The sequence below is a fragment of the Thauera phenylacetica B4P genome (assembly GCF_000310225.1).
Taxonomy (GTDB): domain Bacteria; phylum Pseudomonadota; class Gammaproteobacteria; order Burkholderiales; family Rhodocyclaceae; genus Thauera; species Thauera phenylacetica.
The window spans coordinates 28,413-52,602 of record NZ_AMXF01000006.1 but is presented as its reverse complement, the minus strand read 5'-3'; the positions used below and the strand labels follow the sequence as shown (position 1 = coordinate 52,602).

General features: G+C 61.9%; 36 protein-coding genes. 23 read left to right on the top strand and 13 right to left on the bottom strand.

Features of this window, described 5'->3' with window-relative positions:
• Positions 1 to 47 precede the first annotated feature (47 nt).
• The 11 genes from C667_RS02420 (at position 48) to C667_RS02375 (ending at position 6,198) form a co-directional block, all read left to right on the top strand.
• Positions 48 to 260: a hypothetical protein gene (locus C667_RS02420; RefSeq protein ID WP_004356385.1), complete on the top strand. Its 213-nt coding sequence runs from the start codon at positions 48 to 50 to the stop codon at positions 258 to 260.
• Positions 261 to 569: 309 nt separating this feature from the next.
• A complete protein-coding gene (locus tag C667_RS25525) occupies positions 570 to 1,058 on the top strand; it encodes a hypothetical protein (RefSeq protein ID WP_004356383.1) in 489 nt (162 codons plus the stop codon).
• A 106-nt stretch (positions 1,059 to 1,164) separates the two neighbouring features.
• Positions 1,165 to 1,419, top strand: coding sequence for an AbrB/MazE/SpoVT family DNA-binding domain-containing protein (locus tag C667_RS02405; RefSeq protein ID WP_004356382.1), 255 nt, complete (start codon positions 1,165 to 1,167; stop codon positions 1,417 to 1,419).
• Complete coding sequence (locus C667_RS24670) at positions 1,419 to 1,751, top strand: type II toxin-antitoxin system PemK/MazF family toxin (protein ID WP_004356379.1); 333 nt, start codon at positions 1,419 to 1,421, stop codon at positions 1,749 to 1,751. Before C667_RS02405 ends, C667_RS24670 begins: the two co-directional genes overlap by 1 nt.
• A gap of 20 nt (positions 1,752 to 1,771) precedes the next feature.
• Positions 1,772 to 2,509: a hypothetical protein gene (locus C667_RS02400; protein WP_211207650.1), complete on the top strand. Its 738-nt coding sequence runs from the start codon at positions 1,772 to 1,774 to the stop codon at positions 2,507 to 2,509.
• The gene (locus tag C667_RS02395; RefSeq protein ID WP_004356375.1) at positions 2,506 to 3,225 is read left to right on the top strand and encodes a hypothetical protein; all 720 of its coding nucleotides are present in this window, start codon (positions 2,506 to 2,508) and stop codon (positions 3,223 to 3,225) included. The genes C667_RS02400 and C667_RS02395 overlap by 4 nt, the downstream gene beginning before the upstream one ends.
• Complete coding sequence (locus C667_RS24665; protein ID WP_004356372.1) at positions 3,222 to 3,905, top strand: GIY-YIG nuclease family protein; 684 nt, start codon at positions 3,222 to 3,224, stop codon at positions 3,903 to 3,905. Before C667_RS02395 ends, C667_RS24665 begins: the two co-directional genes overlap by 4 nt.
• Positions 3,906 to 3,927: 22 nt before the next feature.
• Complete coding sequence (locus C667_RS02390) at positions 3,928 to 4,299, top strand: hypothetical protein (RefSeq protein WP_039920601.1); 372 nt, start codon at positions 3,928 to 3,930, stop codon at positions 4,297 to 4,299.
• Positions 4,300 to 4,346: 47 nt separating this feature from the next.
• Positions 4,347 to 4,970 (top strand): SEN1982 family lipoprotein, encoded by a 624-nt coding sequence (locus C667_RS02385; RefSeq protein WP_004356368.1) that lies wholly within the window; start codon positions 4,347 to 4,349, stop codon positions 4,968 to 4,970.
• 10 nt (positions 4,971 to 4,980) lie between these two features.
• Positions 4,981 to 5,601, top strand: coding sequence for a DUF5710 domain-containing protein (locus tag C667_RS02380; RefSeq protein ID WP_004356367.1), 621 nt, complete (start codon positions 4,981 to 4,983; stop codon positions 5,599 to 5,601).
• Between the two features lie 21 nt (positions 5,602 to 5,622).
• Positions 5,623 to 6,198 (top strand): hypothetical protein, encoded by a 576-nt coding sequence (locus tag C667_RS02375; RefSeq protein WP_039920599.1) that lies wholly within the window; start codon positions 5,623 to 5,625, stop codon positions 6,196 to 6,198.
• 153 nt (positions 6,199 to 6,351) lie between these two features.
• Here the strand turns inward: C667_RS02375 and C667_RS02370 are convergent, their stop codons facing one another.
• From C667_RS02370 to C667_RS02325, 13 genes are all read right to left on the bottom strand, one after another.
• Positions 6,352 to 6,591 carry a hypothetical protein gene (locus tag C667_RS02370; RefSeq protein ID WP_004356361.1) on the bottom strand — a complete coding sequence of 80 codons (240 nt, stop codon included), beginning with the start codon at positions 6,589 to 6,591 and terminating at the stop codon, positions 6,352 to 6,354.
• Between the two features lie 111 nt (positions 6,592 to 6,702).
• Entirely contained in the window at positions 6,703 to 8,403 is a 1,701-nt protein-coding gene (locus C667_RS02365; protein WP_004356360.1) for an IS1634 family transposase, read from the bottom strand.
• A gap of 89 nt (positions 8,404 to 8,492) precedes the next feature.
• Positions 8,493 to 8,978 (bottom strand): hypothetical protein, encoded by a 486-nt coding sequence (locus C667_RS02360; RefSeq protein ID WP_004356356.1) that lies wholly within the window; start codon positions 8,976 to 8,978, stop codon positions 8,493 to 8,495.
• Positions 8,979 to 8,987: 9 nt separating this feature from the next.
• Entirely contained in the window at positions 8,988 to 9,434 is a 447-nt protein-coding gene (locus tag C667_RS02355) for an HAD domain-containing protein (RefSeq protein WP_004356354.1), read from the bottom strand.
• Positions 9,431 to 9,631 (bottom strand): HAD domain-containing protein, encoded by a 201-nt coding sequence (locus C667_RS25520; RefSeq protein WP_157302118.1) that lies wholly within the window; start codon positions 9,629 to 9,631, stop codon positions 9,431 to 9,433. Before C667_RS25520 ends, C667_RS02355 begins: the two co-directional genes overlap by 4 nt.
• Positions 9,632 to 9,692: 61 nt before the next feature.
• A complete protein-coding gene (locus C667_RS02350; RefSeq protein WP_004356352.1) occupies positions 9,693 to 9,920 on the bottom strand; it encodes a hypothetical protein in 228 nt (75 codons plus the stop codon).
• 20 nt (positions 9,921 to 9,940) lie between these two features.
• A complete protein-coding gene (locus C667_RS02345; protein ID WP_004356350.1) occupies positions 9,941 to 10,786 on the bottom strand; it encodes an ExeA family protein in 846 nt (281 codons plus the stop codon).
• Positions 10,783 to 12,234 carry a helix-turn-helix domain-containing protein gene (locus C667_RS02340; protein WP_004356348.1) on the bottom strand — a complete coding sequence of 484 codons (1,452 nt, stop codon included), beginning with the start codon at positions 12,232 to 12,234 and terminating at the stop codon, positions 10,783 to 10,785. Before C667_RS02340 ends, C667_RS02345 begins: the two co-directional genes overlap by 4 nt.
• A gap of 98 nt (positions 12,235 to 12,332) precedes the next feature.
• Positions 12,333 to 12,959 (bottom strand): hypothetical protein, encoded by a 627-nt coding sequence (locus tag C667_RS26310; RefSeq protein ID WP_245538409.1) that lies wholly within the window; start codon positions 12,957 to 12,959, stop codon positions 12,333 to 12,335.
• A 63-nt stretch (positions 12,960 to 13,022) separates the two neighbouring features.
• Positions 13,023 to 13,424 carry a replication initiation protein gene (locus C667_RS24660; protein WP_083881247.1) on the bottom strand — a complete coding sequence of 134 codons (402 nt, stop codon included), beginning with the start codon at positions 13,422 to 13,424 and terminating at the stop codon, positions 13,023 to 13,025.
• A 264-nt stretch (positions 13,425 to 13,688) separates the two neighbouring features.
• Entirely contained in the window at positions 13,689 to 13,985 is a 297-nt protein-coding gene (locus C667_RS25515) for a ParC-related protein (protein ID WP_024191637.1), read from the bottom strand.
• A gap of 109 nt (positions 13,986 to 14,094) precedes the next feature.
• A complete protein-coding gene (locus C667_RS25510) occupies positions 14,095 to 14,370 on the bottom strand; it encodes a hypothetical protein (protein WP_157302116.1) in 276 nt (91 codons plus the stop codon).
• The gene (locus tag C667_RS02325) at positions 14,367 to 14,999 is read right to left on the bottom strand and encodes a nucleotide-binding protein (RefSeq protein WP_004356341.1); all 633 of its coding nucleotides are present in this window, start codon (positions 14,997 to 14,999) and stop codon (positions 14,367 to 14,369) included. Before C667_RS02325 ends, C667_RS25510 begins: the two co-directional genes overlap by 4 nt.
• Positions 15,000 to 15,263: 264 nt before the next feature.
• Between C667_RS02325 and C667_RS02320 the strand changes: the two genes are divergently transcribed.
• The 12 genes from C667_RS02320 to C667_RS02270 all read left to right on the top strand — a co-directional run bounded on the left by C667_RS02320 (position 15,264) and on the right by C667_RS02270 (position 24,157).
• Positions 15,264 to 18,107, top strand: coding sequence for a DotA/TraY family protein (locus C667_RS02320; RefSeq protein WP_083881249.1), 2,844 nt, complete (start codon positions 15,264 to 15,266; stop codon positions 18,105 to 18,107).
• Positions 18,104 to 18,634, top strand: coding sequence for a hypothetical protein (locus C667_RS02315; protein WP_004356336.1), 531 nt, complete (start codon positions 18,104 to 18,106; stop codon positions 18,632 to 18,634). Before C667_RS02320 ends, C667_RS02315 begins: the two co-directional genes overlap by 4 nt.
• A 125-nt stretch (positions 18,635 to 18,759) precedes the next feature.
• Positions 18,760 to 19,365, top strand: coding sequence for a hypothetical protein (locus tag C667_RS02310; protein ID WP_004356332.1), 606 nt, complete (start codon positions 18,760 to 18,762; stop codon positions 19,363 to 19,365).
• Positions 19,365 to 19,604 carry a hypothetical protein gene (locus C667_RS02305; RefSeq protein ID WP_004356330.1) on the top strand — a complete coding sequence of 80 codons (240 nt, stop codon included), beginning with the start codon at positions 19,365 to 19,367 and terminating at the stop codon, positions 19,602 to 19,604. Before C667_RS02310 ends, C667_RS02305 begins: the two co-directional genes overlap by 1 nt.
• Positions 19,591 to 19,779 (top strand): hypothetical protein, encoded by a 189-nt coding sequence (locus C667_RS02300; protein ID WP_004356328.1) that lies wholly within the window; start codon positions 19,591 to 19,593, stop codon positions 19,777 to 19,779. The genes C667_RS02305 and C667_RS02300 overlap by 14 nt, the downstream gene beginning before the upstream one ends.
• On the top strand, positions 19,772 to 20,839 hold the full coding sequence (locus C667_RS02295; RefSeq protein ID WP_004356326.1) for a hypothetical protein: 1,068 nt from the start codon (positions 19,772 to 19,774) through the stop codon (positions 20,837 to 20,839). Before C667_RS02300 ends, C667_RS02295 begins: the two co-directional genes overlap by 8 nt.
• Positions 20,840 to 20,854: 15 nt before the next feature.
• The gene (locus C667_RS02290) at positions 20,855 to 21,382 is read left to right on the top strand and encodes a hypothetical protein (RefSeq protein WP_004356323.1); all 528 of its coding nucleotides are present in this window, start codon (positions 20,855 to 20,857) and stop codon (positions 21,380 to 21,382) included.
• Positions 21,379 to 22,503 (top strand): M23 family metallopeptidase, encoded by a 1,125-nt coding sequence (locus C667_RS02285; RefSeq protein WP_004356320.1) that lies wholly within the window; start codon positions 21,379 to 21,381, stop codon positions 22,501 to 22,503. The genes C667_RS02290 and C667_RS02285 overlap by 4 nt, the downstream gene beginning before the upstream one ends.
• Positions 22,460 to 22,972 carry a hypothetical protein gene (locus C667_RS02280; protein ID WP_241164082.1) on the top strand — a complete coding sequence of 171 codons (513 nt, stop codon included), beginning with the start codon at positions 22,460 to 22,462 and terminating at the stop codon, positions 22,970 to 22,972. The genes C667_RS02285 and C667_RS02280 overlap by 44 nt, the downstream gene beginning before the upstream one ends.
• On the top strand, positions 22,963 to 23,478 hold the full coding sequence (locus C667_RS25505) for a hypothetical protein (protein WP_016245703.1): 516 nt from the start codon (positions 22,963 to 22,965) through the stop codon (positions 23,476 to 23,478). The genes C667_RS02280 and C667_RS25505 overlap by 10 nt, the downstream gene beginning before the upstream one ends.
• On the top strand, positions 23,475 to 23,948 hold the full coding sequence (locus tag C667_RS02275; RefSeq protein ID WP_004356315.1) for a hypothetical protein: 474 nt from the start codon (positions 23,475 to 23,477) through the stop codon (positions 23,946 to 23,948). Before C667_RS25505 ends, C667_RS02275 begins: the two co-directional genes overlap by 4 nt.
• Entirely contained in the window at positions 23,927 to 24,157 is a 231-nt protein-coding gene (locus C667_RS02270) for a hypothetical protein (protein WP_004356313.1), read from the top strand. Before C667_RS02275 ends, C667_RS02270 begins: the two co-directional genes overlap by 22 nt.
• The last annotated feature ends 33 nt before the right edge of the window (positions 24,158 to 24,190 follow it).

Genomic DNA, 24,190 nt, shown 5'->3' with positions numbered 1-24,190 from the left:
CGCGCCGCCACCAACGCCCGCAAACGCAAATCCGCACGGAGTCCCGCATGAAGACCGACCACCCGCCGTCCGGGCTGCTGCGCGCCCTGGACCTGCTCATCGACGCAGACTGGACGCCCGAGCAGGCCCGGGCCGTGATCGAGCTGCTCGACGATCTGCGCGAGCGCATCTGGGCGCACTACGAGCTCGCCCTGTTCGAGCACTACCGCCAGGACCGCCTCACGCAGGCCGAGCTGCCGTTCGACGATCCGTCGTTCTGATCGAGCCCCGCCCCCCAGCACAACGAGGGCCGACGCGCGCGGCCCTCGTGCCGTTTACGGCGCCGCCGGCGCCCACTCGACGACGCCGTTTAACGACGCCAGATTTGTGCGGAATCAGGGAGCCGGCAACAGTCATATCTGGCCGAGGCTACCGGAATCCACATTGGTCGACAGCATGGGCTACGCAAAGGGCGAGAAGAGGGTTACCAACAAGGGCTTGAGGATGGCTACCAGCAAGGTCGGCAGGATGGATATGACGCTGGTTGGAACGAAGCCACTGCGGCGGGGAATCAGCAGATTCTCAAGCAAATGGAGTACACACGCGAGCATGTCGCAGGCAGGGAAACGCTGCAAGCCCAAGTTGTGGAGCAGATTGACCTAAACGCCCGACTCCATGCACGGGTCAAGCAGTTGGAGCAAGAGAACGCTGAAATGATGTCTGCGGCCAAGCAGGTCGTTGCCGAGGACAAAGCCCTGATCCAGCAATTGCAGCAGCAACTCGCGATATCCGAAGCAAAAGCTCGCGAGCGAGCAGAGCAATATGCCAATCAGCTTTGGCAGTACAATCGCTGCTTGACCGTACTGAACGCGGCGCGAGGTGTTCTCGACGAGCTTACAGAGGATGCTTCCCCTCATGCCGCCCATGTACGGCAACTGTTTGCGGAAAAATATGCTCAGCAGGTCAGCAAAGCGCTGGAATCCGGCGGCATCAAGCTCCCTCCGGACGCAGATGAAGAGTTCGCCAGAACCCTGCCCAAAACCCTCGCATTCATCGTGCGCATGTTGGAACGGGATTGATGGACTTTGTGGAAGCGACCTGTGGCTGAGCACAGAAACTCGCCCGGCCTTGACGGAAGGTGGATCAGGTTATATATTTGTATAACTTAAACAGTGGAGGCACATCATGCACACAACCAGTCTTCGCAAGGTCGGCGGTTCGGTCATGCTGGCTGTACCGCCCGCCATTCTTGATTTGTTGCATCTGCAAGCCGGAGCCACGGTCGGCGTAGCCGTTGATGACGGGCGTCTGGTGGTCGAGCCGCAGCGTCCCCGTTACACGCTGGATGAGCTGCTGGCGAAATGTGATGCTTCAGCCGAGGAAGGAGCCGAGGATCGCGCCTGGCTCGATGACAAGCCAGTCGGCAGCGAGTTGCTGTAATGGAGCGCGGCGATATCTACTTGGTGTCGCTGGACCCGACATCGGGCCACGAGCAACAGGGAACCCGCCCCGTGCTGGTCGTGTCGCCAACACCTTTCAATCGCCTGACGAAAACGCCGATCGTGTTGCCGATCACCAGCGGCGGCAACTTTGCGCGCACGGCGGGTTTTGCCGTCCCGCTCATGGGAGCCGGGACCGCCACCACGGGAGTCGTTCGCTGCGATCAACCCCGTGCGCTTGACCTACATTCCCGGCGTGGTCGAAAACTGGAAAGCGTTCCATCCGACATCATGGAAGAGGTGCTGGCACGGCTGGCACCTCTCTTCGAGTGAGCTTGCAGGGGAAGGGATGCATGAGCCGGCACCATCGAAAGCAACGCCCTCCCTTCAGCTCTTTGCCACGGCATAAGCGAAGCGATGAGGTCATCCGCCTCAAAGGCAAGATGCGTCGCGACGCCGCCGAATATGGCGGGCGATTCACCAGTCACCTTGTGCTAAACGAGCCGGGCCGCCCCGATCTGTACAACCAATGGTTCGACTTTTACTTCCCCGGCATGGGTCGGTTCACGATCTGGAACGCCGAGATCGTAACGGCACGGCAAGCGTTCTGGGATGCCGCGCACAACGAGGCGTCCTCGCGGGCCTACGCAGCACTGGGAGACGCCGACCTGGACAGGGAATCAAAGCTGGATTTCGAGCCAGCCGATGTCTCGCGCACGGGGAAGGTTCTCACCTATCGGCTGGTGAAGCGAGAACCTGTTCGGTACGTACAGTTCGACGGACGGACACTCTCCGAGCAGATCGACCTGCTGGAAACAGCCATCATTCGCGACGAGCCGCCTGTGATCTACGAATCGTTCAAGCTCGACTGGAGCTACGCCTACGGGATTGGCCTTCGTATCGTCCAGGATGTGGAGGTCATCAATCAAGCAGCTATCGAAGCTGCGATTGACCGCTTCCTCGCGATTGGAGAAACCGACTGGGTGTCGTCCGAGGCGGTGCCGCGTGATCACCTGCCATTGGTGCGTGAGCAAGAGGCACTGGCAAGCGTTGACTACCCTTCTGCCCAACTTGGGATGCCAGTTCGATGAAGCCGAAGAAAAAGCCGCTGTTGCCTGTGGACATCAAGTTGCCCGAGCGCGTCTTGCTTGAGGATGGCGTCATGTTTGCCACCCTGCGGACACTCGATGAGCTTGAGCAATTCTGGGAAGAGCACAAGGGCCAATTCGAACTTGCCTGCGAGGGCAAAGGCGTAACCAGCGGACAGACCTTCTTGCGCGAATACGAATGGGTGTTCGGCACGTCGAAGTCTGCCGTCGTGCGAACCGTTATGCGGTGGGGACGGTCGGGCATCGGTTGTGACTTTTACGACTGGGCGAAACACGATCCCAGAATGCACGAATGCTTCTTCCATGACCGTGATGCCTACCGTGACTCACGGATTGAACGGGGTAAATGGTCGGACAAGGATGAGGCCGAGTATCTTGCCGACTGCGCCCGCCGCACGCCTGAGACCTATCGCGGATGGTGGCGCTTTTGCGATCTGCCCAATGGATACGACCCTGACGGCTGGTTCAATCCGGGCATCGACCACGAAGAGCTGTTTGATCCGAACATGGCTCTTGCCGAGGTCGCGGAAAAACTGCATGAGCAGACCTTCGATGACTGGAAGCAGCATGGTGTCTGGGAGGAAATCGAGGCTCACGACAGGGCAAGCATCGACGAGACGATCCGCTATTGGCGGAACGAGCAAGCGGCAGGCGAAAGCTTCTACGGCGATGAAAACGAGGCCGCAAGTGTTTCATGACGATGAAAGCCACGTTGCAAGCCGCCATCTCCTCTGGGCAAATCAACTCGAAGCAAGAACTGCTTGAGCGTGCAGAAGCTCTCGGCCTGACGGTGACAAGGAATGGGCGTGATTACATCGGGTTGCTTGGGCCTGATGGGAAGCGGTTCCGGATTCGTTTCGCGTTTGCCGGCGGCGCATTTCCTACAAGGCCGGAATGTTCGATTGACACGGGCGCCGTCCCGGTCATCCGTTCACGCGGATACTGGATTTACGCGCTGACGGCGCATAGCCGGAATGGCGAGCGAAAAGCCTGCTACATCGGGCAGACGGTCAATCTCAAACGTCGATTTCGCGAGCATCTGCGTCGGCATCGCCCCGGCCATGCCTCGTTCGCTCTCTTCGAGTGGGCCGTTCGCGAACAGGCCGAGGTTCGTGCGACCGTTCTCTCATGGGTTGATGGCGACCAGAGTTATGCATCCCGATTTGAGGGCTACTGGCTGAGATTGGCGGTTGAGGCGGGCTTCGAGGCTCCCGATGCCCATAACTGGGGACGGTTGCCGCAGCCAGAAAACCCTACAGGCCAGCCGAATCGCTGGCCTGCAATGGAAGTCTTTGCCGCGTCTCTCCCCCTGCTGGAACTGGTCGAGCGTGGCATCACGCCTGTCGAGTTGTTTGTTGCCAGTCGAACTCCGTTGTGATCGAAGACGAAGGAAGGAAAGCATGATCGGATGGTGGATCGTCATTGCCGCCCAGACGCCCGAGGAGCGGGATACAGGCATTGGTCGAAGGGATGCGGTGCTGGCGAACTGGGAAACCAGTGTCGGCGGAAATGGCTGGGTGCAGCGGCTGGTTGATGAAGGCAAGGCGGTACAACTGCTGTCGGGAGGCTATCCCAACCGTTACACGGCCAAGGCCAGTGATGTCCTGCCGATCATCGAGAACGGCCCGCCAGCGCGCAACGATCCTGCCGTCATCGGCGACGACCATGTGATGCCCGCCAACCGGGCTCGCGACGTCATCTTGCATCACGGCAAGATCGCCGCCTGTCCGCCCGACAAGGTGCTGACCATCGAAGTCTGGGATCTGTCCTGACACCACTTTCATTCATATTCACCAACAAGAACAGGGAGTTCATGCCTATGTCAAAACAGCTTGCCATCCTCGCCGTACTCGGCACCGTCACGCTCGCCGCCTGCGGTAGCAAAACCGACGTCAACGAAAAGAACTTCGGTGCGGCGCTGAGCCAGTATTTCGAGAAGAAGGGACAGTTGTGCCTCAATCAGTACCGTGACTTCCCGGTGACGGTCACCGAAATGGACATGCGTCTTCAGAAGACCATGCAAAGCGGCACAGCCAATCAGATGACCGCGCTTGAGGCTGCCGCGCTGGTGAAGTGCGAAGCTGCGGACAAGGGACAGCGTTGTTCGCTGACCGATGCCGCCAAACCCTTTGTCCGGGAGAAGGAGGCGACCAGTTGGGGGTTGAACGGTTCCCAGAAGGTGACCCAGACCGATCTGTGCTGGGGACAGAAGAGCCTCGACAAGGTGGTGAAGTGGGAAGGCCCGATGAAGCTCGGCGACTACCAGGAGGCAGGCATCACCTACACCTATAAGGTCAACAACCTTGCCGACTGGGCCAAGAAGCCCGAGGTGCAAGCCGCTTTCCCGGCGGTCAAGAGCATTCTCGATGGTGTTGGCAACAAGGAATCCAAGCATGCCGTCAAGCTGACCAGCCAAGGCTGGGAAGCAAAGGGTCTGGATTGACGGAGGGTGTATGGCACGGATCGACCTCAATGTGCCCTTCGCGCAGAAGGATGACGCCAAGCGGCTGGGTGCGAGATGGGACGGCGACCGCAAGGTCTGGTACGTGCCGGACGGCGTAAACCCCGGCGCCTTCGGGCGCTGGTTGCCCGCCCTACCCGACATCAATGTGCGGGCCAGCAACTACTTCATTGCCCAGTCCGAGACGCACTGCTGGAAGTGTCGCGAGCTGACGCAAGTCTTTGGCTTCATCTTGCCCTCTGGGCACGAAGCACTCGAACCCGACGACGAGGAGGACGATAGAGACGTGTGGTATCGGCACGATGAGCCGACCATTCTGAACTACGTTACCGAGCTACTGCCTGCCGTGGCCAACCGGATCAAGACCATGACGCGGCACTACCGTGTCGATTTCAGCAAGACCACGGGCAGCTCGTACTGGATGAACCACTGCGAGGCGTGCGGAATGAAACAAGGCGACTTTGAGCTGTTCTGCGAGCCGGACGGAGCCTTTTTTCCGATGGACGAGCAGGCGGCCTCCCAGATCGTGCTCCAGACCTTTTCTGAGCCGTTTGGCGGATGCGCCGACACCTCCTACGGCGATCACCTTTTCGATAGCATGCGCCGGACCTGATTTCGTGCGCCAAGGACCCTTATGATCTCAAGCAATTACGCAACTGAATGGGCTGCCGCCGTTGAGCGTACCAAACGCTTCGGCCTCGATGTTCCAAGTCACGAGGTGCAGCTCACGAAGCAGTATCTGACTGACGAGCGGCAACCCGAATTCCCTTATGTGGTACAGCGTGGCCTCGGTGATCTCGATTTCTCTGACGTAGTGGCCCAGTGCATGGCCATCCACTACCGGCTCGCGCCAGTGATACAGGAATGGCTCGGCTGTCCGGTGCTTTACACCCTCGGCTGGATCGACGACGGCACCGACACGGGGATGTTCAAGTTCGACGATGACTTCATTGCCGATAAGCTCAAGAACGGTCATGCAGGCGGCACAGTGAACCTCCATGCTTGGCTGACGCTTCCGAGCATGGAGGTGATCGACATGGCGCTAGCTACCACCATTGCCGTGATCAATAAGATACCGGAGGGTTATGGCCGTGTTCTTGCTCGGCCTGCCGATGGCCTGGATGGTATGGCTTACAAGCCTATGCTGGTTGGCCCAGACTTCTTGCGCGAGACTGGATTATTGGTGGAGTGGGGCGTATACACGCTGTGATCTGTATGTTGTCGGCGTATCGGAGGCGGACAATCATCCCGGCCAGTCGGCAGACGTTGGCCCCTGCGTCGTGATCACTGGGCGTATCGCCCGGAGTGATGGCGATCTGGCGGCATCGCTCCAGTATCGCCCGTTCGGTGTCGCGCCCCTTGCTCACAGCAACTCCGCGTCAAGGTCAATCACCACGGCCTTGAATGGCTCTCCGACCGTGTTTTCGTCCGGCAACTCGCGGTATTGGCCTATGGGCGTAAATGACCAGTTGCGGTGGTGCTGCGCCACATCGGCTATCCGGACGACGCGGGCATAGTCGATACCGCCCTCGCTCACCGTGAGCATCACCGGCAGGTCTGGCGGCAAGGGATGCAGCTTGGCGATCAGATCGGCGACGCTCATAGGGGCACCGTTGTTTTCGGTGCCCAGTTCGCCAGCCCACCCGGCCGCCCGAGTTCGACAGTTACGCTCGCAAGTGCTTGTTTTTGCTAGAGCGCACTTTCAAAAATGCCACTACAACAGCGCCAACTGCTCCGGCGCCGCTGGTTTTTCGATTCCTAATGCATGAAACACCTCGTTCTGTTCCGTGCTGAGCGTCGACACCCCGACCACCGGCTCGCCGCCGTTCAGGCGCACGCGGTGATGCTGGATGCGCTGTAGTTGCTCGAGCGCCCGCTCGGGCGTGTAGCCCGCGTCCGCCGCCTTGAGTCGGCTGCGCATCACCCGATGCAGGATCAGCGCCATGAAGCAGATCGACGCGTGGGCGCGAATCCGCTCGGGCAGGCGGTGATACACCGGGCCAATCTCGATCTCGGACTTGAGCACCTTGAAGCCGCGCTCGATGTCGGCGAGCGACTTGTAGCGCTGAAGCACGTTCTGCGCGGCGAGCCCCTCGGCGTTGGTCACCAGCAGCAGCTTGCCGTCCATCATTTCGGCAAGACGCTTCGCCTTGTCGTCGATGTGGTAGCTGAAGAGCTCCTCGCCCAGATCCACCTTGATGATGCGCGACAGGTGCGCTTCGCTGACCGCATGGTAGAAGCGCGCCTTGGCGCCGCTGTCCGAGAGCTTGCGCCCCCGGTGCTTCACGCCTTCGTCCTGTTCGGTGAGCTTGCCGCTCCATTGGTCTGCCTGGCGGGTCAGCGCGTCGATGCGCTCGTTGCGCTGCTGGGTCTTCGTGGCGGCCGTCACCGGGTCGTGCGCGACCACCAGCCGCAGCCCGTTCCAGGGCTGCTCCGAGATCACTTCCTGGGTGGCGGTGGCGCACTGCTGTTCGTGGAAGGGTTCGAGCAGCTCGATGAACTCGTTGTATCGGCGGCCAGGCACCGCGACGATGAATTCGAGCGGCTTGCCGCTGGCCAGGCGCACGGCTTTCAGCGCCTCCAGATTGTCCAGGCTGAGCAGCCCCCGGTCAGCGACCAGCACCAGGCGCTGCACCGACGGGAAGCGCTCGAGCACCTTGGAGAGCGTAGGCAACAGGGTCCGGGTCTCGGCCGTGTTGCCGTCGAACACCTCGTGGTAGATCGGTAGCCCCTCGGCGGTCTGCACCATGCCGAGCATGAACTGGCGGGCGATCAGTCCCTCCTTGGCCATGCCGTACTGGCGCACGTCGCCGGGCTGCTGGCTGAGTCCTTCGCTACGGATCGTGGTGAGGTCGTAGAACACCACCGACAGATCATGGTCGATCAGGGGGCGCAGCAGCCCGGCGATCACCGCATCGACCTCGTCCTGGTGGTCCATCAGGGCATCGAGACTGCGCAGCAACTGCTGGTGCGTGACCGCCTTCGGCCCGAAGTCGGGCAGCGCCACCGTCTGTACCCAGCGCAGCACGCCGAGCTTGGATTCGGGGTCGCACAGGCGGTTGAGCACCATCAGACGGATCAGCGCTTCCACGTCCGTGGTGCGGCGCGTGCGGCGAAACACCCGGCGCAGCCCGGAGAAGCCCAGCGACCGCCACAACTCCGTGAGTGCCCACACGTTACCGAGTGCCCGCGCGGACTCGAACGACACCGTCGGCGCCGGCGGCTTGGCGCCCATTGGTTCGCGGCCGGTGATCTTCAACAGACCGTTAATCACCGCGTCGAGCGAACCATCGACCTGCTCGGCGCGGCCGAGCGTGGCGACGGTGCGCTTCTTCACCCGTCCCGCCTCGTCACGATAGGACTCGACGAGCTGGACGTAGCGGCGGCCTCCGGAGGTGGTGAGCTTGACGTGCATGCCGCCACTCTACCCAGGCACAAAGCCTCGTCAAGTTTGAAGGTGACTGTTACAAACGTGCCACCACAGCACTTTTGCGATCATGGCCTTCAAACCCGCGCCAGCGCTGAAGGCACTTTCCGAAAAGGGGCGAAAATCGGGGTTAAGTGTCGAACCCCGGCGGCCGCTGTCACGTCGTTCATCTCTTCAATCGTCACCGGCTTTTCCGGTTTCACGCTACCTTCGATGACGTGGAAAAAATCGTCGATGGTGCCGCTTGGTTCCCCGCCAGCAGGGATTTGTTTGTGTTTCATCGCGGCTTCGTTTGCCCCGCTCTCTGCCCCCAACTGTCGATCCATCGCAAGGCAGACCCAGCGCACAAATTCCTCCCAGCCTTCCCGCGTGATGACGTCGCGGCCATCATGAGTAAAAAAATAACGATCTCGGTTGGTTGTCGGCCATGTCCAACGCAGGAGCCGCGTCCGCAGCTCGAACGGAACGTAATCCACATACACGCCGTCCCGGTCGCCGAATTCCTTGAAGTAGTCCGGTCTCAAAAACAGGAATTGCAGGCTGTTAAGTTTGTCGATTGCCATATTTACCACCTATCCGCCCAGCAGTTCCCGTAGTGCCGCCTCTGCCGCGTCATCAAGACCGACATACCAAGTGCAGGCGATCAGGCGGTCGCGGTGCTGCTGGAACTGCCACGCGGCATCGTCCAAAGCCAGCCACGGCTCATGCTCGCGCTCGGCGTGCCTTAACCAGTCGAGGATTTCACCCTCGCGCCGGGCTGGCAGGTATTTGCCATCAATGCGCGGGGTGATTGGTGTTGCTCCGACGATCCGGGCAGCAATGTCGGGCGAAAACCGCGCCCGCAGGTCATCGAGCGGGAACTGCTCGCGCCATGTCGAGCTGATGACGATCTCCACTTCTGGATGATCGCGCATGACGGCCTCGAAGCGTGGCAGGTGGCAGAACACTACGTCTGCCGGAGTAGCCTGCCCGTCATATTCCGGGTGCAGCACACCGTCGAAGTCGAGAAACAGGATCATTTTTCCCCCAGCAAGCCAGAGAGGCGGGCAACCACGGACGGATCAGACAGGCCGGTTTCCGGGTTGGTCTGCACCAAGCGGGCGGGTTCATCCCAGCCTTTGGCATCGTCATCAACGGCCACCCAGCGGCGTAGTTGAGTGTGGTCACCCGATTTGATGTTCCGATGATCACGTAGCGCGATGGCGTGCAGAGGCACGCCGTCGAACGGAAACGCCGCCCGGTGATACTGAGGGGCGGCGTTTGTACTTGAAGACGGCTCAGAACGGTGGGTCGTCAGGGTAGGCCGAGCGGAACAGGTCAGGCTGGACAAAGTCGGGTGCGACGAGGTGCTCGCGCGATCGCTCGTGGTAGTAGCGCTCGATCTGGCCGAGGTAGTGGGACTCGAAGAGCATGACGAAGTCGTGAAGCACGCTCTGGAGGGCCACGGCCGCCTCATCGGGCAGTTCGGGCCACGACAGCGGTGCGCGCGGGGATGGGTTGTGCATGATGGGACTCCTGTGGGCGGTCAGCGCCGGGCCGACGCACGGCGTGGGGCGACGGTCTCGGGCGGGGCAAAGACGTCGAGGTAGAGCTTCTCGTCGAGCTGAGGCAGGTCGCGGTGGGCGGCCACAGCGAGCAGCTCGGCGGCCATCGTGGTGAGGATGCGGTAGTTGCCGACGGCGTGATCACACAGGGTGTGCATGAGGGCGGCGCTCATCAGGCTGGCGTTGCCCGCCGCGCTGGTGAGGTGCTGCAGGCAGGCGAGCAGTTCCTCGCGACTGGCCGCCTCGGTGGCGAGCCGGGTGCGGATGCGCGAACCGAGCGGGATGAGCTCCTCGCGGCGCAGCTTCTCGGGCAGGCGCGCGTCGCCGGCGAGCACCACGCACAGGAGCGACTGCGAATCGAACTTCGCGCTGGCCATCAGGCGCAGCTCCGAGAGCACCGCTGGGCTCATCTCCTGGGCCTCGTCGATGAGCAGCACCGGGCGGCGGCGGGTCGATTCCAGATGGGCGAACCACGCCTCGCGCAGCGCCTTGAAGCCGCCCCAGCGGTTGTGCGGGCGCAGCGGCACGCCAAAGAGATCGCCCATCTCGCGATAGAAGTCCGCGAGGTTGCTCTGCGGATGGGTGATCGCCCCGACGGTGAGATCGGGCAGCCGCGCCAGGCGCTCGGCCAGCAGACGCAGCGCCACGCTTTTGCCGGTGCCCGGGTCACCGTGGATCATCGCGAAGCCACCCTCGCCGATCAGCCCCTGCTCGATACGCCAGCAGAAGTGCTCGAGGCGCGCGGGCACATGGATCGCCTCGGTGGGCACCTCGGTCGTGAAGGGGTGCCACTTGAGCCCGTAGAGGGCGAGCAGTTTGGTGTTCATGCGAGGTCCTGTTCGGCGGGGGAAGTGGGGACAGGCAGATAGGCCGGTGGCAAGCCGGTGGCGGCGTAGTCGGCGAGCAACTGGGTGAGCAGTGGCGCCATGCCCGCCGGCGGCAGCGGCGACAGATCGACCACGCTCGGTGCGCGCGGCCGGCGCGCCCGCTCGGCATTGGCGGACTTGTCGAGCGGGGTGATCGGGCACAGCACGGCGCCGGTGTGCGGATCGACGAGATCGACCCGGGTCAGGTCCCAGCGCGCGTAGCGCAGGTGCACCACGGCCATCGCGTGGTAGCGCGACGGGATCTCGAAGCGTTGCCCGTGCAGGGTCACGGTGCCGTCGGCGCGCCGCTGGCGTCGTGGCGCCTCGATGCGGAACGCGTCGGCGAGCACCGTGGGTGTGGGACAGTCGCGGCGCACGTTGGGGCCGGCCAGATAGCGCGCGAGCGGTGTGGCGCCGATCTCGCTGTGCCCGGTGCGGTGATACTCCTGCTCGACCCAGGCCTGGGTCGCCTGATTGAGCAGTTCCAGCGTGAGCGCCGGCTCGCCCTCGAGCATGGGCATCAGCCGCCCCTCGACGCGGCCCCAGAAGGACTCCTGCTTGGCGTTCTGGTAGGGCGAGTACGGCAGCGTCGTCTGGTGCAGTACCCCCAGGCGGTTCAGGCCCGACACCGTCTCGTCGGCGAGCATAGCCGCGCCGTTGTCGGTCATCAGCGCACGCGGCAGCCCACGCTTCATGAAGGCCTGGGACAGACCATGGACCAGGCTCTGCGCGCTCTCGTCCAGGTACCACTGCAGGTGGCAGACCAGGCGCGAGCGGTCGTCCAGGATGCCCAGCAGGAAGGGCTTCTCCCAGGTGCCCGCGCGGGTGAGCACGCGACGCGCGCCGTGGTGGAAGTCCAGGTGCCACAGCGCCGAGACATGGTCGAGCTCGAAGCTGCGCACCTCGCGGTGCTCGAGCCGGTCGCGCGCGAGCACCGCGCCCGCGCTCGTGCGCTTGGGTGCCGCCTGGCGGAACATCCCCTGGGCCTTGAGGTAGCGGCGTACCGTCGGGTAGGACGGCACGCTCAGCCCAGTGCCGGCGAGTGCTGCGCGCAGATTGTCCACGTGCAGTTGCGCGGTCCAGCCCGGGTGCTCGCGGTACTGCTGCACCAGGGTGTCGATGACGCCCGGCGAAAGACTCGCGAAGCGGCCTCGGGGGCGTGGCCGGTCGCGCAGCGCCGCGATCGGGTCGGCGGCGCTGCGCGCGGCGTAGTACCAGCGCTCGATCGTCGACAGCCCGAAGCGTACGTCCTGGCCGCTGATGGGATGGCGCCAGGTGCGGGCGGCGAGCGTGGCCAGCGCATCGTGCACCTCGCCCGGCGCGGGCGGTGCGGCCAGCAAGGGGCCGATGATCGAGAAGCGCAGCCGCGCCCATCGATCGCGTTGCGGGGGATCGGTCGGTGTGTTCAAGAGGACTCCCGGTTCGGGCGCACCGGGGTGGTGGCGCCACTGGGAGTGCAGGCTACGAAGCCTCGGCGTCGGTGGCGATCTGCATCCTCTGCGGGAACTCAGCGCCCCTCGGGCAGCGTGACCGCGCGCACCGTGAGCGGCGCCAGAAAGCGCAGCAGCCGCTGCAGCGCCTCGGTGGCCTCGCCGGCAAAGCGCGCGAGCAACTCGCCCGGCAGCCCCTGGGCTGACACCGGGGGCATGAAGCGGGCGCACATCGCCTGCCACAGTGGCGTCTGCAGGAAGTCCTCACGCCACCACCGTCGCCAGCGCTGCAGGGTGCGCAGCGGAATCTCGAGCGCCTCGCACAGCGTCGCCGCCGCTGTGTTCTGCCCGGCATGCCGGGCAGAACACAGCACCACCACCAAACCCAGATACACGCGCCGGCCCAGGAAACGCACCGATACCGAGGTGGTGCGCCGGCGGCAACGGCTGCAGCAAAAGCTCAGCCGGGACGAGAACGCCTCGCGGATCGCGAGGGTCGGGCAACCACGGGGCTTACGGGGATAGTTGGCACGATGAAGCACGCCGCCGCATGAACACCCCGCGCCCTGCGCCTGGGCAGCGAGTTCTTCATCGAGGCGAATCAGGAACAGGAAAAATTGCGAACGCTGCAGGTCAACATGGCACACTTGAACGGTCTCTAGGCTTGGTAACCAGAGACTCCCCCGAGGGGTTCGTTTGTTCAAGTTCCCTGAGGGGGATCCCCCCTCCGCCATCACGCTGCTTGATCATCCCGCCGGCAAAAGCCATCAGCAGCAGTGACCATGCTCAGCTTTCATGTACTGGATGGGTTTGGAGCGGGCGCTTTCTGTCGTGCAAACGGGGGGGATGGCGTAGTACAGGTGGCTATGGCCACTCTTGCGGTTGCGCACGATCAAGTTGGGGGCTGGCAAGCCCGCATCCTCCCAGATGAGCGCGTTTGAGTGATCGACGTCGAAGATCAGCCAGCTCACCATGCCCGGTCGATTGACCTGCATGTAGGGATAGCGAATCGCGTACTCACGAGGACGGATGCGCGTGGCGGTCTTATCGTCGGAGCACCGGGGCAGGTAAGGAGCTTCAAGCAGCACGCGATTCAGGGCGGTGCCGCCCTGAAAAAACCGCTGTGTCGGTGCTTCGTCGCGTGCTGCGACGGTGGATTGTCGAGCCATACCCCTCCGCTACCCGCGCAAAAACGCGGGCAAAAACTTGCCTACCGGGGGGGTTGGGACGTAGAATGAGGGCCTGTGATGGTTCCCTCGGGTGAGACACCGACCGCCAAGTCGATTGCCCCTCCGGCTTTTCCTTCTACGTCTCAACGCCCCCCGAAACTTTGCACAAAGCCCCGCGCCAACGGGGCTTTTGCTTTTTCGGTGCCTTGTCTCTGGTGCTACTCGATAGCCAACTCCGGTTCACCCCCGTTGCACGGGGAACAATCAAATATCCAGCTCTGTCTGCTTGCCCCGCTTCGTGCGTGGCACCCAGCCATTAGCGTCTACTTCAAACTTGCTCAGACCACAGACCTGCAAAGCAGAGATAGCGCCATCCACGGACTGGAAGTAACGAACCCCAGTCCGAGCCGCGCTAAAAATCCGCTCCCCAGCAGCCGTGCGGATAACCGCAATCAACCCTTGACCGGCTTCATCCATACGGACAACCACAGACTCAATAGCACCTGCGCTTGCCAGCTCACGAACAATGGGGACAGTCACTGTTGCCCGTTTTTCTGTCATAGCCACGGTTTATACACTCCAATAGACATAAACGCAAGATATTCAATATCGACATGGACTAGAGTCCATGTTGAGCGCCTTAAGTTGAATTAGATAGCTATCTAGCTAGCTAGCTATCAATGCCGAAATGCTGCTTGAGCAACCGCTCAACGATCTCTGTTTCCGTCACCCGATGGCCCGGTACTGACTCCGCGCTTGCGGCGTCCTTGAGGGCTTTTGCGATGTCCCACCGCATCCGAAAGAGCTTCTGAACGGTCGGCACGGGAGGCTCATCTGCGGCATGTGCCGCAGGCTTGGGTGCATCCCGATGCGCCTTGTCAGCAACATCTCCCGCTCCACCTTCCAGAAAAGCGGTGAGGTCAGGTTTTCCGCGCATCTTCTTCACGCTGTCACCTCTTTGAAGAAGGCTTCCATTTCCGCAATCGCGGCCTGATCCTTGCCCAGCTCCTGCACGATCGCACCTTCGCCGATGGCGCGGCGGAAGGCCACGCGCTCGCAAACCTTGGTCGGCAGCACAGTCAGCTCCTGCTCGGCCAGAAACTCCAGCATCTCAGCAGCGTCCTTGGTGCGCGGATCGACGCGGGTCAGCAACACGCGCACATCGAGGTCGGGGTTGTAGTCACGGGCCAGCTCGACCACTGTCAGCAGATCGGTCATGGCTGCGGCATCGAGGTTGGAGGCACCGATCGGAATAACTGCGCGTTGGGCGAGCAACAGAGCGGAACGCAACCCCACCGAGTCGCGACCACCGGCATCCACCACGACATGCGAGAAGCCGCTGGCAAGCTGCTTGCCTTCGGCCAGGATCGCTTTGCCCGCGAGGCATGTCGTCGTCGGGCTGGGCGTGTAGCCCTCGTTCTCTCGCCGCCAAGCAGCCCAGCTCGCAGCGCTCGCCTGCGGGTCGCCGTCAATCAGCAAGGTCTTGCCCTGCCGGGCCAGCATCGTGGCGAGATGGACGGCGGTCGTGGTCTTTCCCACGCCGCCTTTGGTATTGACCACAGCAAAGATCGTCACGTCATCATCCTCCAGAGTTGAGCTAGATAGCTAGCTATCACAAGACACAACGAGATTATAGAGATAGCTAGCTAGCTATCACAAGAAGGAAACGAAAAATAAATATTTTTATGGTCTATAGTCCATCTGCAAAACCATAAAACCCTTTATTTATGCGGGTTTCGGCGTGTTTTTATGTCCATGCTTTAGATTTTGCATACCGTTGCAGCGATACGCGACAGCACCTAGAATGACGGCATCTTGACCAATTTTGGGAGCATCGCCGTGGCTGCCGCCGATCCATCCATGCCCTTTTCGCCCTGCGATTCCGCCGCAGGCGCTTGCACTGATGTCAGCGTCGGAATCCTTGAGTGGATCTTCGGCCCGGTCATCGAAAAGCTGACAACCGGCGCAGACCCGGACACCGTTGATGCCTCAGTTTCCGTGCTGGCTTCGATCTTCTCGGTATTCAACAGCGGCCTGCTGGTTGTCGCCAGCCTGATCGTCAGCTACGTCGCCATCATGGGCGTTACCAACACGGCCAACGAGGGAGAAGCGATGGGCCGCAACTGGTCGTCACTCTGGACGCCCGTGCGGATCGTTTCTGGCGGCAGTGTGCTGCTGCCGACCACCAGCGGATACAGCTTCATCCAGCTCATCGTGATGATGTTTGCCTTGTGGGGAGTGGGCTTCGCCAACACCCTGTTCAAGATCGGCACAGAGAACGGGATCATCAACGGCGCACTGACTGCGACCAGCGCCCAGATGGGACTCGGAAGCGGCGCAAAGCCGAACCCGAACTATCCGCTCTACGACATCCGCCAGTTTGCGCAGGAATACCTGGCTGTCGCATGGTGCAAGCGCACCGTGAACGCATCGTTCGCCGATTTCGGCGGCGGCACGCCGAACGTCAGCGCAGCCGGAACACCTGATCAAAGCATTGCCGAAGGCGGCAGCAAGAAGGCAATGATCTATCAGGCCAAGGATCGCAACACCGTCACCAACTTGGGCGGTGGTGTTCCGCTTTGCGGCTCGGTGAAGGTCTATAGCTATTCGGCCCCGACTGCTATCGCCGCTGAAACCACCACCTCAGCGGCGTCCATCTTCGACCCGGCCAAGATTCAAGATAACGCCACGGCCATGTCGGCAATCCGTGTCGCCGCACTGAACGCAAAGGCGACCGCTGTCAACAAGGTGATGGCAGACATCGAGCAGTGGGTTGGCGAATGGCCCGCGACCATCAACGAATCTGGCTGGGAGAACGTCACGAGCGATCGTTTCAACCAGATCGTCAATCAAGCCCAGAGTACTCTGACCGCAAGCCTGACTGCTCAGATTGCAGCGGACACCACGCTGCAACAGATCATGCAGAAGTACGTCACCGACATCACCAAGGATGGCTGGGCAATGGCAGGCGGCTTCTACCAGCGCCTCGGCGGCATCAAGGAAGAGCTGGGCCGCATCTATGCCGAGAACGTCGCACAGGCCACCGCACCGAACCTCAACACCCTACCGCAAGGGCCGCATTCCTCCCTTGCGGCCAACAGCTACACCACCGTCTACAACACCATCATCAGCAAGTCACTGACCGGGGGAAGCTACACCACGCCCGACACCCCTCGGGCTGCCGATCTCAAGTCGAACCTGATCCCATCTTCCCTCGACGATCTCAGCATCGACACATTGGGCAGCCGGGGTGACAGCTTCATGAGCGGGTTCGTGCAGTGGGGCATGGAGCGCGTGACCAGCACCATGATCGGCACCGATGGCGACGTGGACGCCATTGCCCGCATCAAAACCACGGGTGACGTGCTCGCGCTGCTGCAATCGACGGGTTTTGCTGCCGACCGGCTGATCCACACCTCGCTGTCTGGCCTGAAAGCCGCTGCGGCAGCGGTAGGCAGCGTCAGTTTCATGGGCAACAAGGTTGATGCCACCCCGTTGGCCGACACCTTCCTGAACTGGGTGATTTACAACTTCCTGACCCCGCTGGCCGAAGTCACAACGTGGCTCGGGCGGCTCGCGTTCTATTTCGGCGTGTTCCTGCCGAGCCTGCCGTACACCATCTTCATGGTCGCGTTTGTTGGTTGGCTAATGGCAGTGCTCCAGTCGATCATCGCCGCGCCCCTGTGGGCGGTCATGCACATGACGCCTGACCGCACCTTCGTTGGGAGCCAGACGCAAGGCTACCTGCTCCTGCTGTCGCTCTTCGTCCGTCCGGCACTCATCATCACCGGCCTGTTCGCCGCGATGATGGTGGCCAATCCCGTGGTTGGGTACATCAGCAAGGCATTCTGGGCGATGTATCACGCCAACGTCACCTCGGCGGAGTCGCTGGGCTGGTTCATAGAATTTTTGCAGTGGAAAAATTGGTTGATCGTCTATGGCTTCGTTCTGCTGCCCGTGATGTACATGATTTTCGGGCTGTCGCAGAGCTTGCCGGACACCGTGCTGCGCTGGATCGGCGCTGGCATCAGCTCGATGGGCGAAACCCAAGCTACCGAGCAGATGCGCGGGCAGTCGGAAAAATATGGCCCCAGTGCGTTACAGGGCGGGGCTACTCCCCCGGGCAAGGGCGGCGCAGGTGGCAGCAACCGCCTGAACGGCGACTCTGGAGGCGCTGGCAGTCTCAGCGGGCCAAGCGGCCCCACGGGCGGCGGCGGTGGTGGCCGCAGCAGCGGCGGCAACCATCCCCGCCTGCTCAATGCCAATAGCCAAGGCGTGGCACCCCAGCAGCACGACACCCCGCCCACGTCCGCATCGACCAGCACAGCAGCGGCCATCGGCCCGGCTCGCAGCAGCAGCGCCGTGTCCAGTTCGGTTAATACGGGATCGCAAGGCGTTGTCGGCAGCCGCTGGGCCAGCAATGACATTACCGACGCAGAGTTCACCGAAGTGAAAGACACCGCGCCGCGCAGCAAGAGCAGCGCCGACAAGGGCACCGGCAATGCCGTGCTAGCCCTTGGCAGCGCGGGCGTTATCAGCGGGTTTTCTGCCGACGATGACAACGGCTCCGGGGCCATCAATACCGAGTATGACAGCCGCTACAGCTACACCCCTCCGACTGCTGACGGCTCAAGCGTCATCAACCACGGAGAGACCACCGCAAACGGAGGACAACCGGCATGAGCTACCAGTACGACCACAACGCTGAGGCCACCGGCCACGTCATCGGGCTTCGACGTGGATACGAACAGGGACACGCGACAGGCCACGATCACGGCTGGAACGATGCGGTAGCCCAGTGGAATGCACAGATAAAAGACCAGTGGGAGCCGCTCGTTGATCGTCTGACTGCTGAGCGTGATGAGGCCATCCGCGCCCGTGATGAACTGCTGGAGCAGGTACGCCACGCCGGGCAGCAGACCAAGAAATGGCACAACGCTTTCTATTCGCTGCTCTGCGCCCTCGATAGCGCAATGGGCGTGCTGGAGCACGCACCGCAGGACATGCGCACTCGGATGATCCTCGATTACGCCAAACGCGCCGAGTACATGAAAGACAAGGGCTGGATCGACTCGATGCCGCAGGAAAACAGCGTCCTGCGCTCACGCGCCCGCCCAACCGCTGACCAGCTCCAAGGATGGTGGGATCAAGTCCTCCACCACGCAAAGAAGGCAGCGGAAGCCGACCGCACCCAGTCCCCCAGCCCATAAGGAGAGCCGCAGATGCTGACCCATTCCCTGATCCCCGACGCTACCGTGCTGGCCATCCTGCTAGCTGTCGCTGACACCGTTCTGGCCCAGCGCAAACGGCGTAAACACACCCGGAGGGCACACGCATGAACCTCAAGAACGGCGCGAAACGCGCAGCCAAATTCACGTTCGTCGAGATGCCGCTTTCGATCCTCGGCTGGCGACAACTCCGGGCGAACAACGGCTACATCCGTGACCTGTGGCGCACGCTGCGTCATCCGCAATGCCCCGAGTGCGGTCGCGGTGTCATGCACCTGCCCGCCAATGCCCAACCCGATGAAAAGGCGCTTTATCCGTGGGAGTGCTCCGCCAAATGTGGCTTCGGCGTACTGGCCCCGCAAGACCCGGCTGAGATTCGCCACATCGTGCAGGCCCGATCCGAGACACGCGGCAAGCAACGGCTGGCGTTTCTCGGCGACCCTGAGCGCGACAAGCTCATCACCAGCCACCTGCGCAAATCCCGCGCCTACTGGGTGGTGGTCGCCCTCGTCTTTTTGATGGCCGCATGGCAACTGGCTATAGGCGCTCCAGTGATGGTTGTCCTGAGCGTGCTGTCCATGTGCCTGCCGTTCTCAGTCCATGCGATCCGCTGGAGCTATCGGGCGTGGCAAGTGCGCTCCGGCACCCTGTTCGTTGAGGGCGCGTTTGGCCGCTACGTCCGCGACATGCTCTGGGTTCGGGGGATGCAGTGATGGCCCAGATGATCCACTCCCTTCTACAGCGCCTTGGCCGCGAGCGTGTCACCAACATCTGCTGCGTACTCGGGACATGTCTCGCCTTGTTCGTCGAGCGCGATGCGCTGCTGCTTGGCCCGCCTGCTGCCCAGCTCGGAACGATCGCCCTCGCCATAGCTGTCCCCATCCTCTACCTGACACCGCTTGTTTGGCTCGTTTACCGCTACCTAGTGAGGCCCGGCCATGAAACCCGCTGACAGCTATCTCGTACTGCGTGTCTCGTGGCTGCGCGAGCACGATCAGGTCATCGGCGAGCTGGTCGAGCTGTGGCTCGACCAGCAGGCCAAGCAACAGCCTGACCCCAAGCCCACCAAGCCCATGCGCATCAGGGCACAGCACAACAGCGACATCAGGAGCCATGCCCATGCGTAACAAGCTCACCCCCATAGCCGCATCGGTCGGCAACATCGTCCGCAGCAATACCCGGTTCGCCCTCGGCATCGCCGTAGGCGTGTCGGTGATGTTCGCCGGGTACGCCGTGTCGGCGGTCAGCTCCGGCAGCGGTAGCATCCTCGGCAACGCCAGCAGCCAGTTGCTCTCTCAACAGACCTCGGTGGTCGCGGACAGCATCAAGGCCGACGCCGAAGCGTGCGCAACTGGCACCTTGGACGGCAGCATCGGCCACTCGATCAAGCAGGCCATGCAGATTCATCAAACGATTGCCGCCGCGCCGGTCAACGTCGAATCCCTGTTTGACGTGAACAGCGACTGCTTCTCTGGCCTCAACCAAATTTACGACCTGTCGTTCTCGATCCCAAGTCTTGCAAGCATCGTCGGCGCTGCCAGCGATGCCGTCATGAAGTACGCCCAGAAGAAGGTCTGCACGGCGGTCAATCAGGTGTCCGGCCTCGTCACCTCACCGATCAATCAAGCCATCGACAAGGTGAACGGACTGAGTTCCTTCGGTGATCTCAACGGGCTGACCAATGGCCTTGTGCAGCAGGGAATGGCCCACATCGACCCCAATATCGCAGCCGGTTACAGCAACAACCAGAGCGGCGGCACCTACACCGTGGGCACCAACCCGTTCGGCAGCTCGCAGGTCGATTTCGGCGGCTCCACCGGCACGAATGGGGACATGGGCAGCACCAACGCCCAAATCAACTCGCTCAACCAGCAGATCGCCAACGTGCAGGCTCAAGTCGGCCCGGCGCAGTACCAGCTCCAGCAGGCCCAGCAGCAGCTCTCGAACTGTCAGGCGTACCAGTACAACAACTGCACCTCGTATCAGCAGCAGGTCGCCAACGCCCAGAACCACCTCAACACCCTGAACGGGCAGCTCGCGACCCTGCAAACCCAGTTGGGCAACACCTCGCCGAGCATCTATGGCACCCAGACTGCCAGCGCGAGGAGCGCCCCAGCCGCCGCGCCGAAGCCAGCGGCATCGGACAGCAGCAGTTTCATCCAGTCCATCGGCAACCTGTTTAACTGAGATGGAGCAGAGTCCATGTTGAGAGCAATCACCACCACCCTCCTGACCCTGAGCTTCGTCGGCGCTGCTCATGCCCAGATGCCCGTACCGCTGCTCGACAACGAGCCAGCCGCACCCAATGCAGCACTCTGGGCCGTGGCTGGCCCGATGCTGCAAGCGGCGCTGGAATGCCGCGAAGACCTGCCCGACCATCCAGCCACCCGCGCCCTGCTGCCACGCAAACCAGCAGGCGAGGAACAGCACTACCGGCTGACACCGCCCAGCGGGTTCAAGGTATTCGGTCTGCCGGTGGCCGAGATTGAGGTCTGGGTCGATGACGGCAACGGCGAACTGGGCCACGGCTACACCTCGCACATCCGAGGCAGGACGCTAGCCGAAGTCGCCAAGGCTGCCAAGCTGAACAAGGGTCGTTCGTTCCCCAACCGCAAAACCCCGATGGGTGGCCTGATGGCCGATCAGCCCTTCGGGCCGGAATCGGTGCAACTGACCTGCACCATCGACGGCACCTATGCCGCCCACGAAAACGAGTACCGGGAGCCATGACCATGCACAAGCTGCTTGCTCTGGCCGCACTGGTGGCCGTGACTCCGGCACTGGCCGATACCTGCATGGTGTCGCCAACCGAAAAGCAAACCGTCTCCGGGCGCTTCGGCAAATTCCGGGGTGGAGGTGCGGGGAACTTCGGCAGCGCCAACCAGAAGCCGCACATGCACGATGGTTTGGATTTCTCGACCAGCGGCGCATCGCAGCCTCTGTACGCCACAACGGACGGCAAGATCACCTTCATCGGCAACCGGCGCTCGGCAGGTAACGCGATCCTCATCGAGCGCAGCAATGGCGACGTGGTGGCGTACTACCACATGAGCGGCTTTGCCACCGGCTTGAAACAGGGCATGGAGGTCAAAGCCGGGCAGTACATTGGCCTGTCCGGGAACACCCCCAGCGACGCGATGGTGAAGCACCTGCACTTCACCTACGGCACCGCCCAACGCGACGAGGCCCGCGCCAAGGCATTCGCACAGGATGCATCCAAGGGCACCTTCAACCCCGGCCAACTCCCGTCCGCCTTCAACCAGCAACAAGGAATCGGCTGGAAGACCGATCCGGCCCCGTATTTCTGCGCGACGTTCCCGATCCAAGACGGCAATCCGCAGCACTACCCGATTTTGGGCAAGGACACTAAGGAGCAGCACGCCATCCTGTTCGGCAACGTCCCTCCGGGCGGCGTGGCTCCGAACGTCAAGTTCGAGCCAGCACAAGTCGCGGCGGCGAATGCGGACGCGGCGCTGGCCGCTGCCGAGGGCAAGTCTCCCGCCGAGTGGCTGTCCGACAAGGATGGCTACGGCTCGCTACCGACCGCGCCGATTGGCGGCTACCAGACGATGAGTACCCAAGAGATGCTGCTGACCGAGGCGGGGCGTCGACTCAGCGACGCTGAGTGGAATAACAACGTCACCAAGGTCTCCAGCCGGGCGCTCTGGTCGGATTACGTCCATGCCGTTGGCGTCAGCAACGTCATGGCCGAAGCCATCTACCGCAAGAAAGAGCGTGTCGAAGCCCTGCTGGCCGCCTACACGTCACAGAAGACCGAGCGGCTGCGGCGGCAGGCTCAATCAGCACATGAGCGGGCGCAACGCGGTGACGTTGCCCGCAGCATCAACTGAGGTCGAAGAGATGGACTACTTGCCACCCTGTATCACTTCCCCCGGCATCGCCGCAGTAGTGCATCGACGGCTCAATGAGCTGTACTTCGCACACCTGCTGGAAGCCCTCCACTCTTCGGCTTCCGGCATCGGTGCGTCTTTTACTACCACCCCGGAAAAAGAGGACTCGATCTCGAATGAGATTCTTGAGTACCTGGCCTTCTGCGTCGCCTTCTCGAGAGAGGGCTACCTGTGGCCGAAAAAAGACCCAAGCCAACAGTTTCTGGACGCGACGGCTCGTATCCACGACGGATACGCCATCAAGCTCGTGCAAGACATCATCGCAGAGCTGAAAACACTAGGCTATCACTGGGAGATCAGCCCTGACGGGTACAACTGGGCAGCCTTTGCCGAGGAACAGGCTGCCCGCAAGGAGTTGGCAGCAGAGGCCGACCACTACCTCCAAGGGAAGACACCGACATGCGCGTGACCCCACCCACAAACATCGGCACCATGCCTATCGCAGACAAGGTGCATCGCTACGTAAACGCCAACTACTACAAGACCCTGCTGACCGCACTGCAAGCAGCAGCAGATGAAGTCGGGTGCGCTTTCGCTCTTAGCCATCGGGCCGACGAATATATCCCGGCTGACATCCGCGAACACTTAGCCTTTCACTTGGCGTTGGCTCGTGAGCAATATCTCCGGCCAACCCTTGGCCCAATCGCCCACTGTGCCAATGCAGAGTCCTGCATGGAAGACGGTTTTGCCATGATGCTGCTCGACGACATCATGGCGGCTCTCTCGGCACTTGGACTGAATTGGCAAATCAAGAGTGTCGAGTATTACGACCGAACCGGGTTACACAAGGCACAGGACCGCCGCAGGAATGGAGGCTTCCCACCCCTATCCCCGGCATCGCCCGAGGCAAGCACCACCGAGCTTGATCTGCTCGCAAGCGCCCTGCCCGTTACAGCGGAGGAATTGCAAGTATGACGACAAGCACCACAACACAGATCGACTTCGCGCCGGGCCTGTTCGATGAAGCTGTGCCGCCCGAAGAGAAAAAACCCACCCCTAACTTGGAAGACTCCTTCCCGAACACCTACAAACCCAAAGGCTTCTGGAGGTGGTACGGAAAGCAAATCCTCACCACGCTCGCGCTGCTGACAGCGGCTGGAGCTGCCGCGTACTTTGTCATCAACCACCAAGCGGACACATCGCCGGTTGTTGAAGGCCCGTTCCTGCTGCCCACAATTAACCAGCCGAAGGCACAACCTGTCCTCACAACATCGGCTCGGTCATGCTACGGAGACGAAGCCATCTGCACGACAGCCGTCACTGATCGCCCTGCCGACATGATGACCTCGCTGGTCGCCATGTTGCCGAAGGCGGAAAAAGACAGGCGATACCGGGTGTCGGTCGTCATCGAGGAACTGGGCGAATGGCCTCAATCTGGCGACTGAACGAGGATCGTGTCGAGTTCGAGCGGGTAACGTCCGCTGTACTCGATGCCGATCCTGAAGGCACCTACGTCATCCAGCAACCGGACAACACATTCCGGCTGCGCATCGGCAACGCCCCCACTCTCGCAGTCGGCGAGCGGTTCACCGTGGCGGGCATCGAGTTCGACACCGCCGAGATCGAGTGTCTGCATTTCGCCGATTGCGTATAGTCACAGCTATCAGCCAATCAAGAGCACTAAACA